Origin of the sequence: Mycobacterium senriense (assembly GCF_019668465.1) — a bacterium.
GTDB classification, from domain to species: domain Bacteria; phylum Actinomycetota; class Actinomycetes; order Mycobacteriales; family Mycobacteriaceae; genus Mycobacterium; species Mycobacterium senriense.
On the sequence record NZ_AP024828.1, the window covers coordinates 818,679 to 839,747 of the forward strand.

Below are 21,069 nucleotides of genomic sequence, written 5' to 3' on the forward strand. Positions count from 1 at the left end.
AGATCCATCAATCGTCTTCATCGGCAACGTTTTTCGCCCTGACAGCGGCGAGTGCGGTGCAGATCACCAGCACGGCGGTGACCGCGGCCTCGGCGAGCAGTGCGCTGGAGTTCACGAACTCGCGGTCCGCCAGCCCGGAGGCCCCCATCTCGTGCTTGGTGCCGTCAACCAGCAGTGCCGGATACAGCCAGCACACGACGGCGGTGACGAATGCGACCGCAGCGCAGCCGCACGTGACGAGGCCGAGCCAGCGCGCTCGCGCCGCGGCCAGCAACGTGGCGGCGGCCGCGATCGCGGCGATCAGGACGATCCAACCCGGCGTGCTGTTCACCATGCCGCTCAGCAACGCGCCATAGTGATCGGCGTCCTCTCCGTCGTATATGCCGAGACCGTTCCACCGGATGGGAAAACCCAAGTGGCTCAAGTCGATCCAGGGCAGCAGTGTCAGCGCCGCTGACGCGATGGCCGCGACGACCCCCGCTATGGTGAATACCTTGCTACGCAGCATGGTTCCTTTCGATCATCGGGACGAACTTCCCGCCGGCCACCCAGCGTAAGGCGGGACAGCTCGGCGCCGAAAGGGCAAGTTAACCCCGCCGAGGTCAGGGGTACCCCTCAAGGCATGGGGTGGGTGACGACGCACGCGGTTGCGATCTTCTCGGCTCTGCTTTCCGCGTTCTGGGCTGCGGTGGGAATCGTGGTCCGCCAGCGGGCCACCCACCGCGTTCCCGGTGATGAGGCCATGTCCGCGGCGATGGCCACGACGCTGGTGCGCCAGCCGCTGTGGTGGGCGGGGACCTTTGCCGCGGTCGCCGGTTACGCGTTTCAGGCCGTGGCGCTGGCGCACGGATCGCTGCTGCTCGTCCAGCCGCTACTGGTGTCGTCGCTGCTGTTCGCGTTGCCTTTGAGCGCGGCGCTGTGCCACCAGCGCATCAGTCGTGTCCAGTGGGGCTGGGCGATGCTGCTGACGGCCGCGCTGGCGGTCTTCCTGCTGGTGGGTCAGCCCCGCGAGGGCCACAGCCGTCCGCCCATTCCGGCGTGGACGCTGGCGTTGGCGATCACCGTGCCGTCGGTGATCGCCTGCGTAATCGCGGCCCACCGCGCCGCGGGCCGGGTGCGGGCCTCGCTGCTGGGCGTCGCGGTGGCGATCCTCCTCGGGATGATCGCGGTCGTCACGAAGGTCTGCACCCACCGCTACTCGGTCGGCGGATGGCATGCGCTCATGACCGTCCCTGCCCCGTATGTGCTGGTGGCGCTGGCGGTGACCGTGACCGTGGTGCAGAACTCCGCGTTTCATGCCGGCGCGCTGCAGGCGTCGGTACCGATCATGCTGGTCGGTGAACCGGTGGTCGCCGTCCTGCTCGGGGTTGTCGTGCTCGGTGAGCACCTGGCGGTCGGCGGCCTGACGGCGCTCGTCCTTGCGATCGCGGTCGCGGCGATGATGGCGGCCACGGTCGCCCTGGGCCGCAGCCAGGCGATCGAAAACGCCGATGTCGAGAATGAGGAACCCAGTTTGCCCTCTCGCCTGGACGAGGCCACGCTGGCGGCCGCCGGGGCGGGCGGCAGGCCCGCGGGCGCGCGCGACCACCTCGAGTGAGATTGGCGATCTGCAGCGGGCTGCCAGCTTGCAGGCTTTGGTTGATCGCCCACGGGTCGCCACCGGCTACCCGATTCCACACCCGGGAAAAGGGTGACCGCCGCAAATGTCAGGGTGAGACACCTTCATTCCCGCCCAGACCGGCACGCTCCACAGGTCCTGAGGGTCAGGAACCGGCCCCTCCGAGCAGGCGTAATCAGGCCGCTGCTACCACTGCCTCGGCTTCTGCAATGACTGCTTCTGCCGCCGCCTTGGCTTCTGCCTCTGCTGACTCGGCTTTTGCTGCCTGGGCCACAGCATCCCCAGCGCGGCAGGCCGCGTCTCCGCGTGTCACGGCCAGCGCGTAAACCAACACCCCGGCGCAGGCTACGACGGATACCACCGGCCCCGCTGCGGCGGTGACGACGAACGCAAAAGAAAAGCTCAAGACAATGAGCCAAATCAGCCTCCTCATCATCATGGACGTTAAGTCGGCTGGTACCGCATTTACGTTACCCAAGGCCCACCTGACCGCCACCAATGGCGCCACGAACCCAGCCCACCGAGCAACCGCCTTCCGCCGTCGCACGCATCGACTTCCCGGCCGAAGTCACCCAGAGTAAGCAAATTCCAAGGTTGTTAAGCGAATCTAGAGAGTTCGATCTGTGATCGTGTCGTGTTTCAACTGTGATTCTTGACGAGCAGTGTTACCGCAGTGACTTGAGTGTCTGAAGCACTCGGTGTTTCAGCGGAGGTTGAGGAGTATCCCCTTGTCCCGGAACATGTTTGCGATTTCGAATGCTCGCGGGCCACTGACCCGAGCGGCGCTGGGTATGGCGCTCGCACTGGCCGCAATTGGCGCAATTGGGTTTGGCAGCGGGATCGCTGGGGCGGCTCCGCAGCAACCTTTGCTTATCGACGGTCCACTGCCCGTTCCCGCCCCTACCGGGCCGGACCCGACCACGGCTGTGAATATCGCCAACGCGATCTTCGGCGAGCTCGGTTCTCTGTTGAATGGCATGTTTCCCGGCCTCGGTTCCAGTAGAAACCCCCTGTCTCCCGGCTATCCGAACACTGTGTTGCCGGGGCAGACTCCTGCGGTGCCGTACTCGCCGGGCGCCGTACTGCCCAATCCAGCGTCGTTTTAGGCCTGCGCGGGGTTTGCGAGCTGCGCTTCGCCATGCCGCTCGGGACCGGGGTGGGCCCGCTGCCGTCGATAGTCGTGCCGGATGCGTTGCTGGATGAACGCCACAAGCCGACCGGACTTCCCGCCTGACCAGCTGCCTAGTCGATCACTAGTGGAAACACTCCATCGCACCATTGGGAAACCGGATCGGCCAAGACCGGAGTCTGAATGCGTGATCGGGAGCGGCCGACCCCGAAAAAACTCCAAACAGCCGATGCTCAACCCCTAAACACCGCAAAAGCCCACCAGGAGCAGCGCATAGCCACGGATGCGGCCGTGGTGCTGTGATCCGCATGGGCGCTCATCGGAGGAAACGCTCATGGTGGCGGGGCCGCCGCAAGGGCAGCAGCTTCGCCTCGACCTCACCCCAGTCGACCCAGCCGGTGAGCATGCCGTCGGCGATCAGTCGCCGGATCGTCGCCTCACGCATGTCGAGGTGCTCGGCGGCTTCGGCGAGCGTGACGAAGTCAGCCACAAGCAACTCGTCAACTAGACGGCGTACACGGCCTTCGATTTCGTCGCGGATGGATCGCACGGCCGCCACATCTTTGCCGTCTGGGTCGTCGAGAACCCAGTCTTCATACCGACGGCCGGGCAAGATTGGGGCGGCATCGCCGCAGCCCATGGTGATAACAACATCGGCGGCTTGGAGAATCTCGAGGCTCCACGGTTTGGGGTATTCATTGGCCAGGTCGATGCCGCGCTCGGCCATAACGGCGATGACAGCGGGGTTGATCTCACCTTTGGGCTTCGAACCACCAGACCACGCCACAGCCGCATCACCGGCGAGACTGGTGAAAAATCCCATGGCCATTTGGGATCGGCCCGCATTGTGGTTGCACAGGAACAACACCACCGGCTTGCCTTCGGTTATTTTGCCTTCCACCTTCGCTACGGCGCGAAGTCGTTGCCGCGCGAAGCGCTCTGCCAGCAGCGCCAAAAAGTCGTGAACGGTAGCGGTCGCGGCGAGCCGGTCGTAGGAGGAGTACAGGAACCAGTCAATAGTCTCCGGATTCAAGGTGTCGGCGAACTCGCTGTACAACCGCGCTGCTGCGGATTCGAGCGCGTGACGCTGGTCGATGAACGGCTCGATACGACGCGGCGGTTCGCGGGCAGCTTTATCGCTCTGCATGGGCGATCTCACTAGGCAATTCGACGCCAAATTGTGTAACTCTACGTAAGCAGAGCGTACGCCCCCGAGCTGTGGTTTTACTGGATGCGTGAAGTGCTAGGGCCTGGCCGCGCGATCCTACGCTCCGCTCATGCGCGACATCAAGACCATCGACTCCGAGCTGCGATTGGTGGTGGCTCTTCGCCCTGCGGATCGGGGGCGGGGTGGCCGCTGCCGTCGACAGACGTGGCGGATGCGCTACTGGATGAACGCCGCAAGCTGATCGGACTTCTCCGCCTGACCAGCTGCCTGGGTGGCTCCAATCCGCCGTGTGCTTCCAGGCTTGGGAATTCCTTGCCCGGCCCGATCCCGAGATTGGTTCCCGCGTAGAGGTCGTGTGCACCGAAGCCTGACCCCCTGGCCATCAGCGAAGGGGCCAACGTAAAGGTGGTCCAGAAGCTACTCGGGCACAAGTCAGCGGTGCTTACGCTCGACAAATATGGCCACCTATTCCCCGATGACCTCGATGCCGTTGCAGTCGCTTTTGACACTGCTGCGGACGCTCTGCGGACGATTAACACGCCCAGACCCGCTGCGCTGGCCAGAAACAAGCTCTGACCTGGTGGTGGCAGGTACAGGATTCGAACCTGTGAAGCTTTCGCGACGGATTTACAGTCCGCTCCCATTGGCCGCTCGGGCAACCTGCCGCCAGACAGGTTACAACGAGCGAGTAGACAAAGCACAAACGCCTATCACCGAGTGAAGGGACCGAATGCATGGCGGACTCATCGTTCGACATCGTCAGCAAAGTGGATCGCCAGGAGGTCGACAACGCGCTCAACCAGGCCGCCAAAGAGTTGGCCACCCGATTCGACTTCCGCGGCACCGACACCACAATCGCCTGGAAGGGCGACGAGGCTATCGAGCTGACGTCGTCCACCGAGGAACGCGTCAAGGCGGCCGTCGACGTCTTCAAGGAGAAGCTGATCCGCCGTGACATCTCGATGAAAGCCTTCGACGCCGGCGACCCGCAGGCCTCTGGCAAGACCTACAAGATCAGCGGCACCCTCAAGCAGGGCATCAGCAGCGAGAACGCCAAGAAAATCACCAAGCTGATCCGCGACGACGGCCCCAAGTCCGTCAAGACCCAGATCCAGGGCGAGGAAATCCGGGTCACCAGCAAAAAGCGTGACGATCTGCAGGCCGTCCAAGCGCTGCTCAAGCAGGCCGACCTGGACGTCGCGCTGCAGTTCGTCAACTACCGCTGACCGGCGGGGTTAGCACCCGACGCGCGGATTCGTGTGTTACTTAGCCCGACCAACCGGTGGGTATCTAGGCTGGTGACGAGTCCCACAAAATTTTGAGCGAGGTTCACGATGACCGTGACTCCCCAGGAAGCCGCCGATAGCGGTGCGGCCGAGGCCGGATACTCCGACGTGATCATCGTCGGTGCCGGCATCTCCGGCATCGACGCGGCCTACCGGATCACCGAGCGCAACCCGCGCCTGACGTACACCGTCCTGGAGCGGCGCGCGCAGATCGGCGGGACGTGGGACCTGTTCCGCTACCCCGGGGTGCGCTCGGACAGCAGCATCTTCACGCTGTCCTTCCCGTTCGAGCCGTGGACTCGCAGAGAAGGCGTCGCCGACGGCGTGCACATCCGCGAGTACCTGGTTGCCACCGCGCACAAGTACGGCATCGACCGGCACATCCGGTTCAACAGCCACGTGCGCTCGGCCGACTGGGACTCCGCCACCGACACCTGGACGATCACCGTCGAGCAGGATGGCGCACGCAGGCTGTACCGCTGCCGCTTCCTGTTCTTCGGCAGCGGCTACTACAACTACGACGAGGGCTACACCCCCGAGTTTCCCGGCATCGAGCAGTTCGAGGGCACCGTGGTACACCCGCAGCACTGGCCCGAAGACCTGGACTACACGGGCAAGAAGGTCGTGGTGATCGGCAGCGGGGCGACCGCGGTCACGCTGCTGCCGTCGTTGTCGGACCGCGCCGCGAAAGTCACCATGCTGCAGCGCTCGCCGACCTATCTCATCTCGGCGTCCAAGTACGGTGCCGTCGCCGCTATCTCTCGAAAGTTGTTGCCCCGCAGGCCCGCTCATGTCGTGATCCGCATGTACAGCGCCCTGACCGAGGCGGTGTTCTTCGCGTTGTCCCGCAAGGCGCCGGGGCTGGTGCGATGGCTGTTGCGGCGCAAGGCGATCAGCAGCCTGCCCGCCGGCTACGACGTCGACACCCACTTCAAGCCGCGCTACAACCCGTGGGACCAGCGGATGTGTCTGATCCCCGACGCTGACCTGTACAACGCCATCACCGCGGGCGGCGCCGAAGTGGTCACCGACCAGATCGACCATTTCGACGCGACCGGCATCGAGCTGAAATCCGGCGGGCACCTCGACGCCGACATCATCGTCACCGCCACCGGGCTGCAACTGCAGGCGCTGGGCGGCGCCGCGATCAGCCTGGACGGCACCGAGATCAAGACCAGCGACCGCTTCGTCTACAAAGCGCACATGCTCGAAGACGTGCCCAACCTGTTCTGGTGCGTGGGCTACACCAACGCGTCGTGGACGCTGCGCGCCGACATCACCGCCCGCGCCACGGCAAAGCTGATGGAACACATGGCCTCTCACGGCTACACCCACGCCGCCCCGCATCGCGGCAACGAGCCGATGACCGAAAAGCCATCGTGGGACATCAACGCCGGCTACGTGCTGCGCTCGGTGCACATGTTGCCGAAGTCGGGCACCAAGCGGCCGTGGAACGTGCGGCAGAACTATCTTGCCGACGCCCTCGACTACCGGTTCGACCGGATCGAGGAGGCGATGGTGTTCGGCCGCGTCGATGACCGGGCACCGCTGGCCGGCTAGCCGGTCCGGTGTTTGTGAACTGCTACTAAATCGCAGGTGTCCGCAATACGCTGATCGCCATGGCATCTGAGAAGCGCGAACCCAAAGTCGTTGTCCTCGGTGGCGGTTCCTGGGGCACCACCGTGGCATCAATCTGCGCGCGCCGCGGTCCGACGCTGCAGTGGGTGCGCTCTGAGGCGACCGCCTCCGACATCAACGAGAACCACCGCAACAGCCGCTACCTCGGCAACGACGTCGTGCTGAGCGACACCCTGCGCGCCACCACCGACTTCGCCGAGGCCGCCAACTCCGCCGATGTCGTCGTGATGGGCGTTCCCTCGCACGGCTTTCGGGGTGTGCTGAGCGAGCTCGCCAAGGAGCTGCGGCCGTGGGTGCCGGTGGTGTCGCTGGTCAAGGGGCTCGAGCAGGGCACCAACATGCGGATGTCGCAGATCATCGAGGAGACGCTGCCCGGACACCCCGCGGGCATCCTGGCCGGGCCGAACATCGCGCGCGAGGTCGGCGAGGGCTACGCGGCCGCGGCGGTGCTGGCCATGCCGGACCAGCATCTGGCGACCCGGCTGTCGGGCCTGTTTCGCACCCGGCGCTTCCGCGTGTACACCAGCGACGACGTCATCGGGGTGGAGATGGCCGGGGCGCTGAAGAACGTGTACGCCATCTCCGTGGGGATGGGCTACTCGCTGGGCATCGGGGAGAACACCCGCGCGCTGGTGATCGCCCGCGCGTTGCGCGAGATGACCAAGCTGGGCGTCGCCCTGGGCGGCCATCCCGACACCTTCCCGGGCCTGGCCGGGCTGGGCGATCTCATCGTCACCTGTACCAGCCAGCGCAGCCGCAATCGACACGTCGGTGAACAACTCGGCGCGGGCAAGCCGATCGACGAGATCATCGCGTCGATGAACCAGGTCGCCGAGGGCGTCAAGGCCGCCAGCGTGATCATGGAGTTTGCCAACGAATTCGGCCTCACCATGCCGATCGCCCGTGAGGTCGACTCCGTGATCAACCACGGCTCGTCCGTCGAGCAGGCCTATCGGGGCCTGATCGCCGAGGTTCCCGGCCATGAGGTGCACGGCTCGGGCTTCTGAACTGGTTGTTGACGCGAGGTAATTCAAATCTTTGCGTTCTCTATGGGCAGGGCCCGTCCGCTTGACCGGCCTCTGCCAGCAAAATACCGTCGTTCCAGGCGACCAGGAGTTTCCGGGCACGATCTTGCGGGTCGGTCCGGTGTAATCGGCTGTACGCCAACACGTTACGAAGAGGTAACTAGACGAAACATGGGGCGAATATCGGACGTCCCCCGCTAACACCTGACGAGGGGACGCGACCGATGCACAACGTTGAACAGGACCGGTCGCGTATCGATCGGCTGCGGGGCGTCATCCGGCACGACCTGCCGTCGTCACTGGTGGTCTTCCTGGTCGCGCTCCCCCTGTCGCTCGGGATTGCGATCGCATCCAACGCCCCGGTGCTCGCCGGCTTGATCGCCGCGATCGTCGGCGGAATCATCGTCGGCACGCTGGGCGGGTCCCCGCTGCAGGTCAGTGGCCCCGCGGCTGGGTTGACGGTGGTTGTCGCGGGGCTCGTTTCCGACTTCGGTTGGGGCATAACGTGCTTGATCACCGTTGCCGCCGGAGTCGTGCAGGTTCTGTTGGGGCTCAGCCGGGTTGCGCGCGCCGCCTTGGCGATCTCACCGGTCGTCGTGCACGCGATGCTGGCCGGCATCGGCATCACGATCGCCCTGCAGCAGGCGCACGTGCTGCTCGGCGGGAAATCCAAGAGCACGGCCTGGCACAACCTCATCGGGCTGCCAGGCCAGATCATCGGCGCGCACCGCCCGGGCGTGATCCTGGGGGTGCTGGTGATCGTCATCCTGGTCGCGTGGCGATGGGTTCCGGCCCCGGTGCGCCGCGTTCCCGGTCCCCTGGTCGCCATCGTGGCGGTGACGCTGATCTCGGTGGTCTTCCCGTTCCACGTGCGCCGGATCAACCTCGAGGGATCACCGCTGGATGCGCTGCGGTTGCCCGATCTTCCCCACGGCAACTGGGGCGCGTTCGCCATCGGGGTGATCACGGTGGCCCTCATCGCCAGCGTCGAGAGCCTGCTGTCGGCGGTGTCGGTGGACCGGATGCACAACGGGCCACGCACCGATTTCAACCGCGAACTGGTGGGACAGGGCGCCGCCAACATCGTGTCGGGAACCATCGGCGGGCTCCCGGTGACCGGGGTCATCGTCCGCAGCTCGACAAATGTCAACGCGGGGGCCAAATCCCGTGCCTCGGCGATCATGCACGGCGTCTGGATCCTGCTGTTCACCATCCCGTTCGCCGGCCTGGTCGAGGAGATCCCGACCGCCGCGCTCGCCGGTCTGCTCATCGTCATCGGGATTCAGCTGCTGAAGCCGGCCCACATCGAAACCGCAATGAAGCACGGTGATCTCGCGGTGTACGTCGTGACGGCCGTCAGCGTCGTCTTCCTCAACCTGCTGCACGGGGTCATGATCGGGCTCGCGCTGGCCATCACGCTGACCGGCTGGCGGGTGATCCGGGCCAAGATCGACGCCACGCCGGACGACGACGAATGGCGGGTGAGCATCCAGGGCGCGGCCTGCACCTTCCTGGCGCTGCCGAGGCTGACGCGGATGCTGGCGTCGGTTCCGCAGGGCGCGACGGCGACGGTGGTCGTTGCGGTGCATTACCTTGATCACGCTGCGCACCAGGCCATTACGGACTGGCAGCAACAGCACGAGGCGACGGGCGGGGCGGTGCACATCCGGGGCGGGATCGAGACGGGTCGACGCGACGCGCACGAACCGCTGGTCGACGCGCAAAGGCCCGAAGCCGCGGCGTAATCGGATCCAGGTCAGTCGACGTCGATACGGATATGCAACCGCTTGCCGCATACCTGCGCCAGCCGTTGCAGCTCGTCGACGCGGGGCACCTCGGTCCCGTCCTCCCACGCGGCGACGGTCGCGTGCGAGGTACCAAGCGCCTCGGCCAGTTGGGCCTGGTTCATGCCCGCACCGGCGCGTGTCTCGAAGACCAAATCGGGCAGATCCAGGGCCAGCCCGGCCTCGTGAATATCGATTGAGTCAGAGTTCGCCATCGCAATCACAGCTTTCATAAATGGCCGGTCCAAAGACTACTTTCTCAGTCCGAGTTTACTTGCGGTTCAGGCCGTGTGCACCCAGTGTTTACCGTTGCCGTTGCCCTCAGCCCCGCGCCATTTCCTCCAGCCGACGGATACGGTCCTCGATCGGCGGATGCGTCGAGAACAGCGACCCGATCCGCTCGCCCGCCCGGAAGGGGTTGGCGATCATCAGGTGCGCCTGGCTGGCCAGCTGGGGCTCCGGCGGCAGCGGCGCCGCCTGGACCCCACCGGAAATCTTGCGCAAGGCCGACGCCAGCGCCAGCGGGTCACCGGTCAGCACCGCGCCCGATTCGTCGGCCTGGTATTCGCGTGACCGCGACACGGCCAACCGCACCACGGTCGCGGCGATCGGACCGAGTAACGAAACCAGCAGCAGCGCAAAGGGATTCTCGCCATCGCGGTTGTTACCCCCGAACATGCCGGCGAACATAGCCATGTTGGCCAGCGCGGTGATCACCGAGGCCAGCGCGCCGGCGATGCACGAGATCAGGATGTCGCGGTTGTAGACGTGCGAAAGCTCGTGGCCCAGCACGGCGCGCAGCTCGCGCTCGGTGAGGATGTCCAGAATGCCGGTGGTGCAGCAGACCGCCGCGTTGCGGGGGTTGCGCCCGGTCGCGAACGCGTTGGGCGCGTTGGTGTCGCTGATGTACAGCCGGGGCATCGGCTGGTGCGCGGCGGTGGCCAGCTCACGCACGATCCGGTACATCGCCGGCGCCTGCACCTCCGAGACCGGCTGCGCGTGCATCGCCCGCAGCGCCAGCTTGTCGCTGTTGTAGTAGGTGTAGATGTTCATGCCGATGGCGAACAGCACCGCGAGGAACATCGCGGTCCTGCCGAACAGCGAGCCGACGAACACGATCAACGCGGACATGCCAACCAACAACGCGAACGTCTTGAACGTGTTGTGATGCGGATGCCAGGTCATCGGTGTCCTCCCTGCGAACACTCGGAAGCGCGCGTTATTGCCGATTACAGCTCATGAACGCCCGAGAGGGCCTTCCTGGTTCCGCAGGCCGCCGGAAGCGGGGCTAGCCGTGGCGGCTGATGGTGTAGTCGACCAGCGTCTGCAACGCGTGCCGGCCGGGGACATCCGGCAACGCGGCCAGCTCGTGGCGGGCCTGCTCGGCGTACTCCCGAAGCGAGTGCTTGGCCTTGGCCATGCCCGGTGAGGCCCGCAACAGACCCAGCGCCTCAGCCACCGCCTCGTCGTCGTCGATGGGCCCGACCAGCAGCTCACGCAGCCGCGCCGCCTCGGGACCGGGTTCGCGCAGCGCGTAGACCATAGGCAAGGTGTGGACGCCTTCGCGCACGTCGGTGCCGGGCAGCTTGCCGGACTCGTGGGAGTCGCTGTCGATGTCGATGATGTCGTCGGAGATCTGGAACGCAGTGCCCACGATGCCGCCGAGGCGGCTCAGCCGCTCCACCTGATCGGCGTCGGCACCCGAGAACATGGCACCGAACCGGCCCGCGGCGGCGATCAGGCACGCGGTCTTCTCGTACACCACTTTCAGGTAGTGCTCGATGGGGTCGGATCCCTCGACGAACCCGCGCGTCTCGCGCATCTGCCCGGTCACCAGCTGGGCGAAGGTCTCGGCGATCAGCCGCACCGCCTCGGGCCCCAGCCGGGAGACCAACCGGGAGGCCGTGGCGAACAGGTAGTCGCCGGCCAGGATCGCGACGTTGTTGCCCCAGCGCACGTTGGCGGTGGGGGTGCCGCGACGAACCTCGGCCTCGTCCATCACGTCGTCGTGGTACAGCGTGGCCAGGTGCACCAGCTCGATGACGGCGCCGGCGATGGTCACGTCCACGCTGTCCGGGTTGGGCCCGATCTGCGCCGACAGCACCGTGAACAGCGGCCGGAACCGTTTGCCGCCAGCCTTGAACAGGTGCGTCAGCGACTCGGTCATGATGTCGTCGGCGCTGCGGAATTCCGCTTCCATGAGCTGCTCGATGCGGCCGACGCCGTCTCGCACGGTCGCCGCGAAGGCGGGGTCACCGAAGTCAACGCCTGCCACCACCGTCGCCGGAGTACTCACGGGACCAAACATACTGGTGTGCATGAAGACGGCAGCGACCCGAGCCCAAGTGGTGGTCGTGGGCGCAGGGCCCGCCGGTTCGGCGGCGGCGGCCTGGGCCGCTCGCGCGGGCAATGACGTACTGGTCATCGATTCGGCGAGCTTTCCCCGCGACAAGGCTTGCGGCGACGGGTTGACCCCGCGCGCGGTCGCCGAGCTGGAACGGCTGGGGCTGCGCGATTGGCTGGACACCCGCATCCGGCATCGGGGACTGCGGATGAGCGGCTTCGGCGGCGAGCTGGAGGTCGATTGGCCCGGCCCGTCGTTCCCGTCGACGGGCAGCGCGGTGGCCCGCTTCGAGCTGGACGACCGGATCCGCAAGGTCGCCGAGGATTCCGGGGCGCGGATGCTGCTCGGGACGAAGACCGTTGCAGTGCAACATGATTCATCGGGCCGGGTGACGTCGGTGACGTTGGCCGACGGCACCGAGGTCGGGTGCGGCCACTTGATCGTGGCCGATGGCGCGCGTTCGTCGCTGGGCCGCAAGCTGGGCCGGCGCTGGCACCAGGAAACGGTGTACGGCGTCGCCGCGCGCGGGTATCTGACCACCCCGCGCGCCGACGACCCCTGGCTGACGTCGCACCTGGAACTGCGCGGACCCGACGGCTCCAAGGACAAAGTGCTGCCCGGCTACGGCTGGATCTTCCCGCTCGGCAACGGCGAGGTGAACATCGGCGTCGGCGCGTTGTCGACGTCGAAACGGCCCGCCGACCTGGCGCTGCGGCCGTTGATCGACTACTACACCGATCTGCGGCGCGACGAGTGGGGCTTCACGGGCCACCCGCGGGCGGTGGCCTCGGCGCTGCTGCCGATGGGCGGCGCGGTGTCGGGGGTGGCCGGCGCCAACTGGATGCTGATCGGCGACGCCGCGGCCTGTGTGAACCCACTCAACGGCGAAGGCATCGACTACGGGCTCGAGACCGGGCGGCTGGCGGCGGCCCTGCTGGACCGCTCCGATCTGTCGCAGGTGTGGCCGTCGCTGCTGCAGCAGCATTACGGACGCGGCTTCTCGGTGGCGCGCCGGCTGGCGCTGCTGCTGACGTTCCAGCGGTTTCTGCCGTCGACCGGACCGGTCGCGATGCGCTCGACGACGCTGATGACCATCGCCGTGCGGGTGATGGCCAACCTGGTCACCGACGACGACGCGGACTGGGTGGCGCGCGCCTGGCGCGGCGGGGGCCGGCTGTCCCGGCTGCTCGACCGCCGCACGCCGTTCAGCTGACCGAGTACCCGCCATCGCCGCAGGTCGGCGAGCCGCGCGTCTCCCGGCGGGCCCGTCGATCGGCGATGGGCTTTCGTCCGCGCACCCCCAGCGAGGCGTGTATAGTCCAGCTAATGAAGGGAACGAGCCTGGCTACTATCGGAGCCGCCGCTGCAATCGCTCTGGCCGCGCTGGCCATGCCGGCGCAGCTCTCCGTGCCGGCGCAGGCGGATCCGCCGCCGACGGCGCCGTACCCCACCCCGCGGACGCCGTCGCCCCCGAGCGACTACGACGCGCCGTTCAAGAACACCGTCAACGGCTTCGGCATCTACCAGCCGCAGGACCAGTTGGCGTGGCTGGGCAAGATCACCTGCGACCGCATTGGCAAGGGTGTGGACGGCGACGCGTACAAGTCGGCCACTTTCATCCAGCGCAACCTGCCGCGCGGCACCACTCAGGGCCAGGCGTTCCAGTTCCTCGGCGCCGCGGTCGATCACTACTGCCCCGACCAGGTCGGCTTCGTGCAAGCCGCGGGCAACCACTAGAACCGTCTCAGCGCAGGGGCTTGTGCCCCGCGTGTAGGGCGACGATGCCGCCGCTCAGGTTGCGCCAGCGCACCCCGGACCAGCCGGCCTGGGTTATCTGCTGCGCCAGCGCCGCCTGATCGGGCCACGCCCTGATCGATTCCGCGAGGTACACGTACGCCTCGGGATTGCTGGACACCGCCCGCGCCACCCGCGGCAGCGCCCGCATCAAGTACTCCTTATAGACGGTGGCGAACATCGCGTTGCTGGGCGTGGAGAATTCGCACACCACCAACCGGCCGCCAGGGCGCGTGACGCGGGCCATCTCGCGCAGCCCGGCCTGGGTGTCGACGACGTTGCGCAGCCCGAAACTGATTGTCACGGCATCGAATACGTCGTCGCAGAACGGCAGCCTGGTGGCATCGCCCGCGACCTTCGGGACGTCGCGCGCCGCACCCGCCGCCAGCATGCCGACCGAGAAGTCGGCGGCCACACACCACGCCCCGGACCTTTCCAGCTCCACGGTGGACACCGCGGTGCCCGCGGCGAGGTCCAGCACCTTGTGACCGGGCCCGATGGCCAGCGCCGACCGGGTGGCCTTGCGCCAGTACCGGTCCTGGCCCATCGACAGCACGGTGTTGGTCAGGTCGTACCGGCGGGCGACGCCGTCGAACATCGACGCGACATCCCGGGGATCCTTGTCCAATTCCGCGCGACTCACCACAGAGACGCTACCCGTTGCGGGAATGAGGCGGCGCGGACCGCGTTGTAGCAAGGCGTGACTGAAAAAGTTTGGTTTATCAGCGGTACATCGCGAGGTTTCGGACGGGCGTGGACGATCGCGGCCCTGGAGCGCGGCGACAAGGTCGCCGCCACGGCGCGCGACACCGCATCGCTGGACGACCTGGCGCAGAAGTACGGCGACGCGCTGCTGCCGATCCGGCTCGACGTCACCGACCGGGTGGCCGACTTCGCGGCGGTCAAGCAGGCGCACGACCACTTCGGCCGGCTCGACATCGTGGTGAACAACGCCGGATACGGGCAATTCGGGTTCGTCGAGGAACTCTCCGAGCAGGACGCACGCGACCAGATCGAGACCAATGTCTTTGGGGCGCTGTGGATCACGCAGGCCGCGCTGCCCTATCTGCGCGAGCAGGGCAGCGGCCACATCATCCAGGTGTCCTCGATCGGGGGCATCGCCGCCTTCCCGTGGCTCGGCATGTATCACGCGTCCAAGTGGGCGCTGGAGGGCTTCTCACAGGCGCTGGCGCAGGAGGTCGCGCCGTTCGGCGTGCACGTCACGTTGATCGAGCCGGGCGGCTTCGACACCGACTGGGCCGGGGATTCCGCCAAGCACGCCGATCCGATTCCGGAGTACGACGACGTCCGCGCCGCCGTCCAGGCCGAGCGCAGCCGCCGGTGGGCCAGCCCGGGTGACCCGTCGGCGTCCGCGGCCGCGCTACTGAAGGTGATCGACGCCGAAAAGCCGCCGCTGCGAGTCTTTTTCGGCGCTTCCCCGCTGGAAACCGCGAAGGCCGATTACGAGAGCCGGCTGCGCAACTGGGAGGAATGGCAGCCCGTCGCGGAGCTGGCGCAGGGCTGATCGACCCGCGGTCGTCTAGTTCGAGGCCGCGTTCAGTTGTGCTCGGGCACAAGGAGCCCACCACCCAGCAAAGCGCGACCGACTTTCGGACGCGGCGGGTCAGGCAGCGTTCAGCGAGACACCGCGGATCACGAAGCCTGAAGGGGAGGCGCGTGGCGCAGCAGCGAAACGGGTAAGCGCTGTAGTACCACTTGGAACGGAATAGAAGGACACGCTATGAGCGCCGCGGATAAGGCCCGAAACAAGGTGCGGTTGGTCTCAGCCAAGCTCAAGGCGGCAACCGGCCGCGTCACCAACGACCCGGCCTTGGAAGCGGAGGGCAGGGCGGACCAGCGGGCGGCCCATTTGCGAGATGCCGGTGAAAAGGTCAAAGACGCATTCCGGCCCCGCCGGCGCCGACAGGTCCGGCGCCGACAGGTCTAGCCGACGAACCCCTCGCGGGATGTCAATTCATCCCGTCATGCATCATGGCAGCGCGGCGGCCCACTTCATGTGGCCCTCGAAGCCCAGCGATGTCGCCATGGCGCGGTAGCGATCGCGATGATCGCGATAGCTGGCCTCATCCGTTGACTACACAGCCTGGATCGGTTGGCACAGCTGTCAACTGATCCACCGCGCGGCCTCGTCGAGATCGACCGGCAAGCGCGGTCCAGACGGAGCCACCGGCGTTGAACAAGTCGTCGACGACGGAGCGGGCCAATTCGATGGCGCCCGCCGTATCGCCAGTCCGCGCTACATAGTCGCCGAGACGGCGATACGAGACTCTGTCGGTCAAGCCCGCTCGAAACCAGAGGACCCAGCAAACAAACCGCCGCGGGCGTTATCGCCATCAATCGAGTAGTCGATTACTCATCCCAGGCAGCGCGGTGTGGATGCACAATTGGGACTCTGCGAGGAAAGGCGCTCCGATGTCCGCACCCCAGCATCCGCCCGTGGAAACCTGTGATGTCTGCATCGTCGGAGCCGGCATCGCCGGGTTGAACGCCCTGTTCGCCGCCAGCCGATACCTGTCCCGCGATCACAAGGTGATCCTCGTCGATCGTCGGGCGCGCACGGGCGGCATGTGGGTCGATGTCTACCCCTATGTTCGCCTGCACCAACCACACCCGATGTTCACGGCGGGAAACATCGCCTGGACGCTCGGCAAGGACCGCAGCTACCTGGCGACCAAAGGCGAGGTACTCGGCCAGTTCGAACACTGCGTCGACGTGATTAAGGAGCGAGTCCAGGTCGATGAGTACTTCGGCTGGCATTTGGAGTCGGAAGTAGAAGAGAACGGAATCGTGCGGGCCACCTGTAGCGCCGCCGACGGCCGAAGCCTCGTCGTCGAGGCCAAGCGATTGATCAAAGCGTATGGCCTGGGAATCACGCCGAACGAACCGCTCGATATCTCCAGCACGCGCGTGCATTCGGTGTCGCCGGACTACTGCGACGTCCGGGCTGGTGACATCAGGGAAAGCGATGCGCCGGTGTGGGTCATCGGCGGCGGGAAGACCGCGATGGACACCGCACACGCACTGATCACGGCCTACCCCGGACGCGAGGTCAACCTCGTCGCCGGCCGCGGGACGTTCTTCTCTTGCCGCGACAGCCTGTTGCCGAGCGGCGCCCGCCGCTGGTGGACGGGCACACCGCCGAGCGCCCTCGCTGCGCAGCTGAGTCGCCGGTACGACGGCACGAACGAATCGGAAGTCCAAGATTGGTACCGCGCCACCCATGGCACGTTCCTGACCCCGCAGGCGGACAACTTCGTGTTGGGAGTGCTGTCCGAGGCCGAAAACCGCACGATCTCCGCCGGGCTGAACGATCTCGTCATGGACTATTTCGAGGATGCAGTCGACCGGAATGGCACGACCGAGTTGGTGTTTCGGAGCGGATCGACGAAGACGATCGAACCGGGCAGCTGGGTCGTCAACTGCACGGGATACGTCAAATTCCCCGACGAATACCCCTACGAGCCGTACATTTCGCCCAGTGGCGCAGTCGTTTCCATCAATGTGCGGTCGGCCATCCTGCACTTGCCCGCGTTCATGGGGTATTTCCTGGGCCACTTGATGTTCTTGGGCAAGCTCGGGGAAATCCCGCTCTACGAAATCGACTGGATGGGTTTGAGGCAGAAGGCGCCGCTGGCATTTCCATACGTGCTCTTCGCGCTCGTCCAGCACAACCTCAGCCTGATCTACGACAACGTCCCCGGTCGCGTGTTCACCGAAAACGGCCTCGATTTCGACAAGTGGTACCCGCTACCGCGCCGCGTGCCGGGCTTGGCACGGTTCATGCTCACGCACCGCCGCGAATGCGAGCGCCAGAGACATGTTCTCGACACTGTGCGGGAGCGATTCCAAATTCGATGCGGTCCACTTAGCACGCAGCGCGTTCCCGGCGTCAAAACGTAAGCACCGCGTCACGGCATCGCCTCGGCCCACGCGATATGTCCCTCGTAGCCAAGCGCTTTCGCCATTTCACGGTAGTCATCCCGGTATCCTCGGCAGGAGGCGTCGTCGCCGTGGGCCCGGGCCAGCAGCGCCCGCAGCCGCAACGACCAGATGTCGCGCATCACCAGACCCTCATCGGCCGGCGCAAGCGCCAACCGGTCGATCGCGGCCTCGGCTTCGGCCGCGCCGCCGTCGGCCCCGCGATCGAGCAGCGTCTCCACCAGAGCAGCCGTCGCCGGAACGCCCCACAACAGCAGATGACCCTGACGGAACAGGTGGTCGGCGGCGGCGCGGATCACCGGTATGGCGGCATCGGGATCTCCGCCCCTCGCCGTCTCCCGTGCCGAGTAGACCTCGACGATCGGCAGATCGCTCAGGTTGTGTCCCCGGCTCAGGAACACTTCGCCGACCTCGGCCAGCAGCCGTCGCCCACGACCGCGCTCCGCAATTGTGTTGCGGTGCACCAGCGCAACACCCAACGTCGCCTGGATGAAGCCCACCACGACGTCGTCACTGGAGCGCTCGGCGATCCGGAGCGCATTCTCGACCTCGTGCAGTGCACGATCATCGGGCCTCAGCACGCCGAATGGTATCCCCAGCAAGTAGGCATAACCGACAACCCCGGCATAGGAGGCAGGGTCAGCGCGGCGGGCCATGGCCAGGCCTTGCCGCAGGTCTCCCCGCCATCCCGGCCGACCCAGGAAATAGCGAGCCATGCCCCGCGACGCGAAGGCGAGCGCTAACGGGCACCCGACCAGGAAGTTGCCTTTCGACGGATCGCCGTCGGCCAGGTCGATGACGGTCTGTGACCATCGCAGCACGTCAGACCACTCGGCGCTCTCGATTTTGCCGAAGATCACCGGGAAGGACAGCCCCACCGTCAAGGTCGCATCTCCGATCGATTCGGCGAGAGCCCAGGCTTCCGCTGCCAACTGCGACGCGTCGCGCACCCGATCCTGATGCGCGCAGCCAACCACCAGCCCAGCGGTAGCGATACCCAGTGACGCCTTATCCCCGGCCGCGCTGCACAACTCGCGCAATTCATCGAAGCGGTCACCGGTGACGCTGGCGTGGACTCGCCAACCGGTGCCGCACAACATGGTGCGCGGAGCGATGCGCAGGGCCCCCCGGTCGGGGTGGTCCGCGGGCAGGGCGTCGGCGATGTCCGCCGCTCGCTCCCAACTCAGTCGCGCTGCGCTGATGTCGCGGTTGGTCGCCCAGGTTGCGGCGCGCATGTGCCAGCTGTAAGCGGCGTGCAGCTCACCGGCGGCCTCCAGGTGTTCCGCGATCAACGCCGCGTTTTCGTCACCCGATTCCGGCTCGCGGGCCTCGATCGCGGCGGCCACCCGACGGTGCAGTTCGGAGCGATCCGATTTGAGCTGCGCTTCGTAGGCCACCGCATGGATGAGCGGATGGTGGAACACATATTCCGGTTGCCGGGCAGCGCTTACCTGGTCGATGACCTGGGCCGCCACCAGTTCGTCGACCACCGGCTCGACGCCCAGCACTGTGAGCAGGTCGACGCCGAACCGCGAGCCGATGACCGCGGCCGCGCTCAGCGCGCGCTTGGCTTTCGGATCGAGGCGGTCGATGCGCGCGGCAATGGTCGCCTGCAACGTGGCAGGCACGCTCACCTCGCTAACCTCCGCCGCCGACCGATAGGCACCAGGCTCCCCGCGCAGCACTCCGCGTTCAGCCAATTCGCGCACCAACTCCTCGGCGAAGAACGGATTACCGGCGGCCCTTTCGGCGACTCTCTCGCCGACGCCGTCAACCGACGAGTCGGCGCCGAGCAGATGTGCGACCAGTGCTGCGGTGTCTGAATCATTCAGCGGCGCCAGGGTTATGGTGTCGGCGCCGGTCGTTTGGGTCAATGCGCCGCGATATTCGGGTCGGTAGGTGACCAGCACCAGCGAGGGCGTCTGAGGGATTTCGGTGAGGAAATCGGCCAGCATCGACTCGCTGACCTCATCGATCCAGTGCGCGTCCTCGACGACATAGACCGTCGGGCTTTGCCGGGACAATCTGGCGGCGTTCACCAGCGCGGCCAACCGCCGCCGACGCGCATCGGGATCAATCGCCGGTATCGCGGTGCGCGGGTCGGCGACGCCGAGCAGGTCATCGAGCAGCAACGCGTCCTCGGGGTCTGCGTCCGGAATCGCGTCCCGCACCCGGGCCCGGGCCGCCTGCCCGTCAAGACCCTCGACGCCGATGGCCGCCCGCAGCAGGCGCGCTACGGCATGAAACGGGACCTGGCTGGTGTGCGACTCACAGAACGTGCTGAACACCTTCGCGCCCCGGAACTCTGCCAGCGCGACGACCTCGCGCAGCAGACGGCTCTTGCCGATGCCGGGTTCGCCCACCACCTCAACCACAGCCCCATTTCCATCGAGCGCGCGTTCCAGCAAGCCCGCTACGGCGGACAATTCCCAGCGGCGCCCGACCAGGATCGACTCAGCGCGCTCGGTGGCGCGATGCCGGTCCCTCATGCCGCGCAGGCGGTACGCGGTCACCGGTTCGGCGACGCCCTTGATGTGGACCATCTCCGGTTCGCCCAATGCCGCCGCGCCGGCAACCAGTCGGGCGGTGGAGACGCTGAGCATCACCCCACCCGGCGGAGCGACCGATTCCATCCGCTGCGCTATACCCACCTGCTCGCCAATCGTGGTGTAGCGCAACGATGTTGAGCCGACCTCTCCCGCGATGACCTGACCGGAATTGAGCCCAATCCGCAAGGCCAGTTCGACGCGGTCGCGGTCTTTGACCTCGGTGGCAAGGCGGGAAGTCTCCTGCTGGATGCCCAGCGCCGCAAGGCAAGCACGGATAGCGTGGTCCTCCAGCGCGACGGGGGCCCCGAATACGGCCATGATCCCGTCGCCGGTGAACTTGTCAACCGTGCCGCCGAAACGGCGCACCACCGCGGTCGCACGGTCTACCAGGCTGGTCATCACCTCGCGCAGCCGCTCCGGCCCGACGGCCGCGGCGATGTCCATCGAATGAACCACATCGGCGAAAAGGACCGTGACCTGCTTGTACTCGGCCTGGGCAGCGCGGTCTCGAACCGGGGCACCGCAGCCGTGGCAGAACCGCGCGTTCTCCAGCGGCTCAGTGCCACACGTCCGACACACTGTCATGGCCGTCATCCGACCCTCCGCGATCAGGATCCCGAACGTAAGGATAGGCGGTTGGACCGTTGCGGCGGTACCGTCTGCGCCCGCAACCCAACAGGTTTGGGTCGCAAGACAGGTAGTCGTCTACGCATGTGCTGCGTGCCCGCGCCGATAAGACTTGGTGGCGAAGGTACTTCACCGATCAGCTTCGGG

At 66.4% G+C, this 21,069-nt stretch carries 16 protein-coding genes, 1 tRNA gene and 3 pseudogenes; 11 read left to right on the forward strand and 9 right to left on the reverse strand.

Features of this window, described 5'->3' with window-relative positions:
* Positions 1 to 7: 7 nt before the first annotated feature.
* On the reverse strand, positions 8 to 508 hold the full coding sequence (locus tag MTY59_RS03990; RefSeq protein WP_221044518.1) for a hypothetical protein: 501 nt from the start codon (positions 506 to 508) through the stop codon (positions 8 to 10).
* Positions 509 to 622: 114 nt separating this feature from the next.
* On the opposite strand from MTY59_RS03990, the gene MTY59_RS03995 reads away from it, so the two are divergent.
* Positions 623 to 1,597 carry a DMT family transporter gene (locus tag MTY59_RS03995; protein WP_221044519.1) on the forward strand — a complete coding sequence of 325 codons (975 nt, stop codon included), beginning with the start codon at positions 623 to 625 and terminating at the stop codon, positions 1,595 to 1,597.
* Here MTY59_RS03995 and MTY59_RS27890 read toward each other — a convergent pair.
* Both MTY59_RS27890 and MTY59_RS04000 read right to left on the reverse strand, forming a co-directional pair.
* Positions 1,566 to 1,703 (reverse strand): annotated as a pseudogene (locus MTY59_RS27890) (putative alpha/beta hydrolase); the annotation flags it as partial. The gene MTY59_RS03995 and the pseudogene MTY59_RS27890 overlap by 32 nt on opposite strands.
* A gap of 1,528 nt (positions 1,704 to 3,231) precedes the next feature.
* Positions 3,232 to 3,894 (reverse strand): annotated as a pseudogene (locus tag MTY59_RS04000) (arsenate reductase ArsC); the annotation flags it as partial.
* A gap of 396 nt (positions 3,895 to 4,290) precedes the next feature.
* On the opposite strand from MTY59_RS04000, the pseudogene MTY59_RS28060 reads away from it, so the two are divergent.
* Positions 4,291 to 4,491 (forward strand): annotated as a pseudogene (locus MTY59_RS28060) (site-specific integrase); the annotation flags it as partial.
* 5 nt (positions 4,492 to 4,496) lie between these two features.
* On the opposite strand, the gene MTY59_RS04005 reads toward MTY59_RS28060, so the two are convergent.
* Positions 4,497 to 4,580 (reverse strand) — tRNA-Tyr (locus MTY59_RS04005).
* A 69-nt stretch (positions 4,581 to 4,649) separates the two neighbouring features.
* On the opposite strand from MTY59_RS04005, the gene MTY59_RS04010 reads away from it, so the two are divergent.
* From MTY59_RS04010 to MTY59_RS04025, 4 genes are all read left to right on the forward strand, one after another.
* The gene (locus MTY59_RS04010) at positions 4,650 to 5,141 is read left to right on the forward strand and encodes a YajQ family cyclic di-GMP-binding protein (protein WP_221044521.1); all 492 of its coding nucleotides are present in this window, start codon (positions 4,650 to 4,652) and stop codon (positions 5,139 to 5,141) included.
* A gap of 108 nt (positions 5,142 to 5,249) precedes the next feature.
* Complete coding sequence (locus tag MTY59_RS04015; RefSeq protein WP_221044522.1) at positions 5,250 to 6,761, forward strand: flavin-containing monooxygenase; 1,512 nt, start codon at positions 5,250 to 5,252, stop codon at positions 6,759 to 6,761.
* Between the two features lie 59 nt (positions 6,762 to 6,820).
* Complete coding sequence (locus MTY59_RS04020; protein WP_221044523.1) at positions 6,821 to 7,846, forward strand: NAD(P)H-dependent glycerol-3-phosphate dehydrogenase; 1,026 nt, start codon at positions 6,821 to 6,823, stop codon at positions 7,844 to 7,846.
* 242 nt (positions 7,847 to 8,088) lie between these two features.
* Positions 8,089 to 9,609, forward strand: a complete 1,521-nt coding sequence (locus MTY59_RS04025) for a SulP family inorganic anion transporter (RefSeq protein ID WP_221044524.1) — start codon at positions 8,089 to 8,091, stop codon at positions 9,607 to 9,609.
* Positions 9,610 to 9,620: 11 nt separating this feature from the next.
* Here MTY59_RS04025 and MTY59_RS04030 read toward each other — a convergent pair whose 3' ends face one another.
* The 3 genes from MTY59_RS04030 to grcC1 form a co-directional block, all read right to left on the reverse strand.
* Positions 9,621 to 9,881 carry a helix-turn-helix domain-containing protein gene (locus tag MTY59_RS04030; RefSeq protein WP_221044525.1) on the reverse strand — a complete coding sequence of 87 codons (261 nt, stop codon included), beginning with the start codon at positions 9,879 to 9,881 and terminating at the stop codon, positions 9,621 to 9,623.
* Between the two features lie 88 nt (positions 9,882 to 9,969).
* The gene (htpX, locus tag MTY59_RS04035) at positions 9,970 to 10,833 is read right to left on the reverse strand and encodes a zinc metalloprotease HtpX (protein WP_221044526.1); all 864 of its coding nucleotides are present in this window, start codon (positions 10,831 to 10,833) and stop codon (positions 9,970 to 9,972) included.
* Positions 10,834 to 10,936: 103 nt separating this feature from the next.
* The gene (gene grcC1, locus MTY59_RS04040) at positions 10,937 to 11,944 is read right to left on the reverse strand and encodes a nonaprenyl/(2E,6E)-farnesyl/geranylgeranyl diphosphat synthase (protein ID WP_221044527.1); all 1,008 of its coding nucleotides are present in this window, start codon (positions 11,942 to 11,944) and stop codon (positions 10,937 to 10,939) included.
* A gap of 22 nt (positions 11,945 to 11,966) precedes the next feature.
* Here grcC1 and menJ point away from each other — a divergent pair, with 22 nt between their 5' ends.
* Positions 11,967 to 13,205, forward strand: a complete 1,239-nt coding sequence (gene menJ / locus MTY59_RS04045) for a menaquinone reductase MenJ (RefSeq protein WP_221044528.1) — start codon at positions 11,967 to 11,969, stop codon at positions 13,203 to 13,205.
* 113 nt (positions 13,206 to 13,318) lie between these two features.
* Positions 13,319 to 13,729, forward strand: a complete 411-nt coding sequence (locus MTY59_RS04050) for a DUF732 domain-containing protein (protein ID WP_221044529.1) — start codon at positions 13,319 to 13,321, stop codon at positions 13,727 to 13,729.
* 7 nt (positions 13,730 to 13,736) lie between these two features.
* Here the strand turns inward: MTY59_RS04050 and MTY59_RS04055 are convergent, their stop codons facing one another.
* Complete coding sequence (locus MTY59_RS04055; RefSeq protein ID WP_221044530.1) at positions 13,737 to 14,429, reverse strand: demethylmenaquinone methyltransferase; 693 nt, start codon at positions 14,427 to 14,429, stop codon at positions 13,737 to 13,739.
* 57 nt (positions 14,430 to 14,486) lie between these two features.
* On the opposite strand from MTY59_RS04055, the gene MTY59_RS04060 reads away from it, so the two are divergent.
* From MTY59_RS04060 to MTY59_RS04070, 3 genes are all read left to right on the forward strand, one after another.
* On the forward strand, positions 14,487 to 15,311 hold the full coding sequence (locus tag MTY59_RS04060; protein ID WP_221044531.1) for an SDR family oxidoreductase: 825 nt from the start codon (positions 14,487 to 14,489) through the stop codon (positions 15,309 to 15,311).
* 216 nt (positions 15,312 to 15,527) lie between these two features.
* Positions 15,528 to 15,734, forward strand: a complete 207-nt coding sequence (locus MTY59_RS04065; protein WP_221044532.1) for a CsbD family protein — start codon at positions 15,528 to 15,530, stop codon at positions 15,732 to 15,734.
* Positions 15,735 to 16,219: 485 nt separating this feature from the next.
* Positions 16,220 to 17,707: an FAD-dependent oxidoreductase gene (locus MTY59_RS04070; RefSeq protein ID WP_221044533.1), complete on the forward strand. Its 1,488-nt coding sequence runs from the start codon at positions 16,220 to 16,222 to the stop codon at positions 17,705 to 17,707.
* Between the two features lie 8 nt (positions 17,708 to 17,715).
* Here MTY59_RS04070 and MTY59_RS04075 read toward each other — a convergent pair whose 3' ends face one another.
* Positions 17,716 to 20,889 (reverse strand): ATP-binding protein, encoded by a 3,174-nt coding sequence (locus MTY59_RS04075; RefSeq protein WP_221044534.1) that lies wholly within the window; start codon positions 20,887 to 20,889, stop codon positions 17,716 to 17,718.
* Positions 20,890 to 21,069 lie beyond the last annotated feature (180 nt).

What these genes read in the sequence shown, in the direction of transcription:
- MTY59_RS03990 (WP_221044518.1), bottom strand. Translation starts at nt 508, where the DNA reads ATGCTGCGTAGCAAGGTATTCACCATAGCGGGGGTCGTCGCGGCCATC.
- MTY59_RS04070 (WP_221044533.1), top strand. Translation starts at nt 16,220, where the DNA reads ATGTCCGCACCCCAGCATCCGCCCGTGGAAACCTGTGATGTCTGCATC.
- MTY59_RS04065 (WP_221044532.1), top strand. Translation starts at nt 15,528, where the DNA reads ATGAGCGCCGCGGATAAGGCCCGAAACAAGGTGCGGTTGGTCTCAGCC.
- menJ (WP_221044528.1), top strand. Translation starts at nt 11,967, where the DNA reads ATGAAGACGGCAGCGACCCGAGCCCAAGTGGTGGTCGTGGGCGCAGGG.
- htpX (WP_221044526.1), bottom strand. Translation starts at nt 10,833, where the DNA reads ATGACCTGGCATCCGCATCACAACACGTTCAAGACGTTCGCGTTGTTG.
- MTY59_RS04030 (WP_221044525.1), bottom strand. Translation starts at nt 9,881, where the DNA reads ATGAAAGCTGTGATTGCGATGGCGAACTCTGACTCAATCGATATTCAC.
- MTY59_RS04050 (WP_221044529.1), top strand. Translation starts at nt 13,319, where the DNA reads ATGAAGGGAACGAGCCTGGCTACTATCGGAGCCGCCGCTGCAATCGCT.
- MTY59_RS04025 (WP_221044524.1), top strand. Translation starts at nt 8,089, where the DNA reads ATGCACAACGTTGAACAGGACCGGTCGCGTATCGATCGGCTGCGGGGC.
- MTY59_RS04020 (WP_221044523.1), top strand. Translation starts at nt 6,821, where the DNA reads ATGGCATCTGAGAAGCGCGAACCCAAAGTCGTTGTCCTCGGTGGCGGT.
- MTY59_RS04015 (WP_221044522.1), top strand. Translation starts at nt 5,250, where the DNA reads ATGACCGTGACTCCCCAGGAAGCCGCCGATAGCGGTGCGGCCGAGGCC.
- MTY59_RS03995 (WP_221044519.1), top strand. Translation starts at nt 623, where the DNA reads ATGGGGTGGGTGACGACGCACGCGGTTGCGATCTTCTCGGCTCTGCTT.
- MTY59_RS04075 (WP_221044534.1), bottom strand. Translation starts at nt 20,889, where the DNA reads ATGACGGCCATGACAGTGTGTCGGACGTGTGGCACTGAGCCGCTGGAG.
- MTY59_RS04010 (WP_221044521.1), top strand. Translation starts at nt 4,650, where the DNA reads ATGGCGGACTCATCGTTCGACATCGTCAGCAAAGTGGATCGCCAGGAG.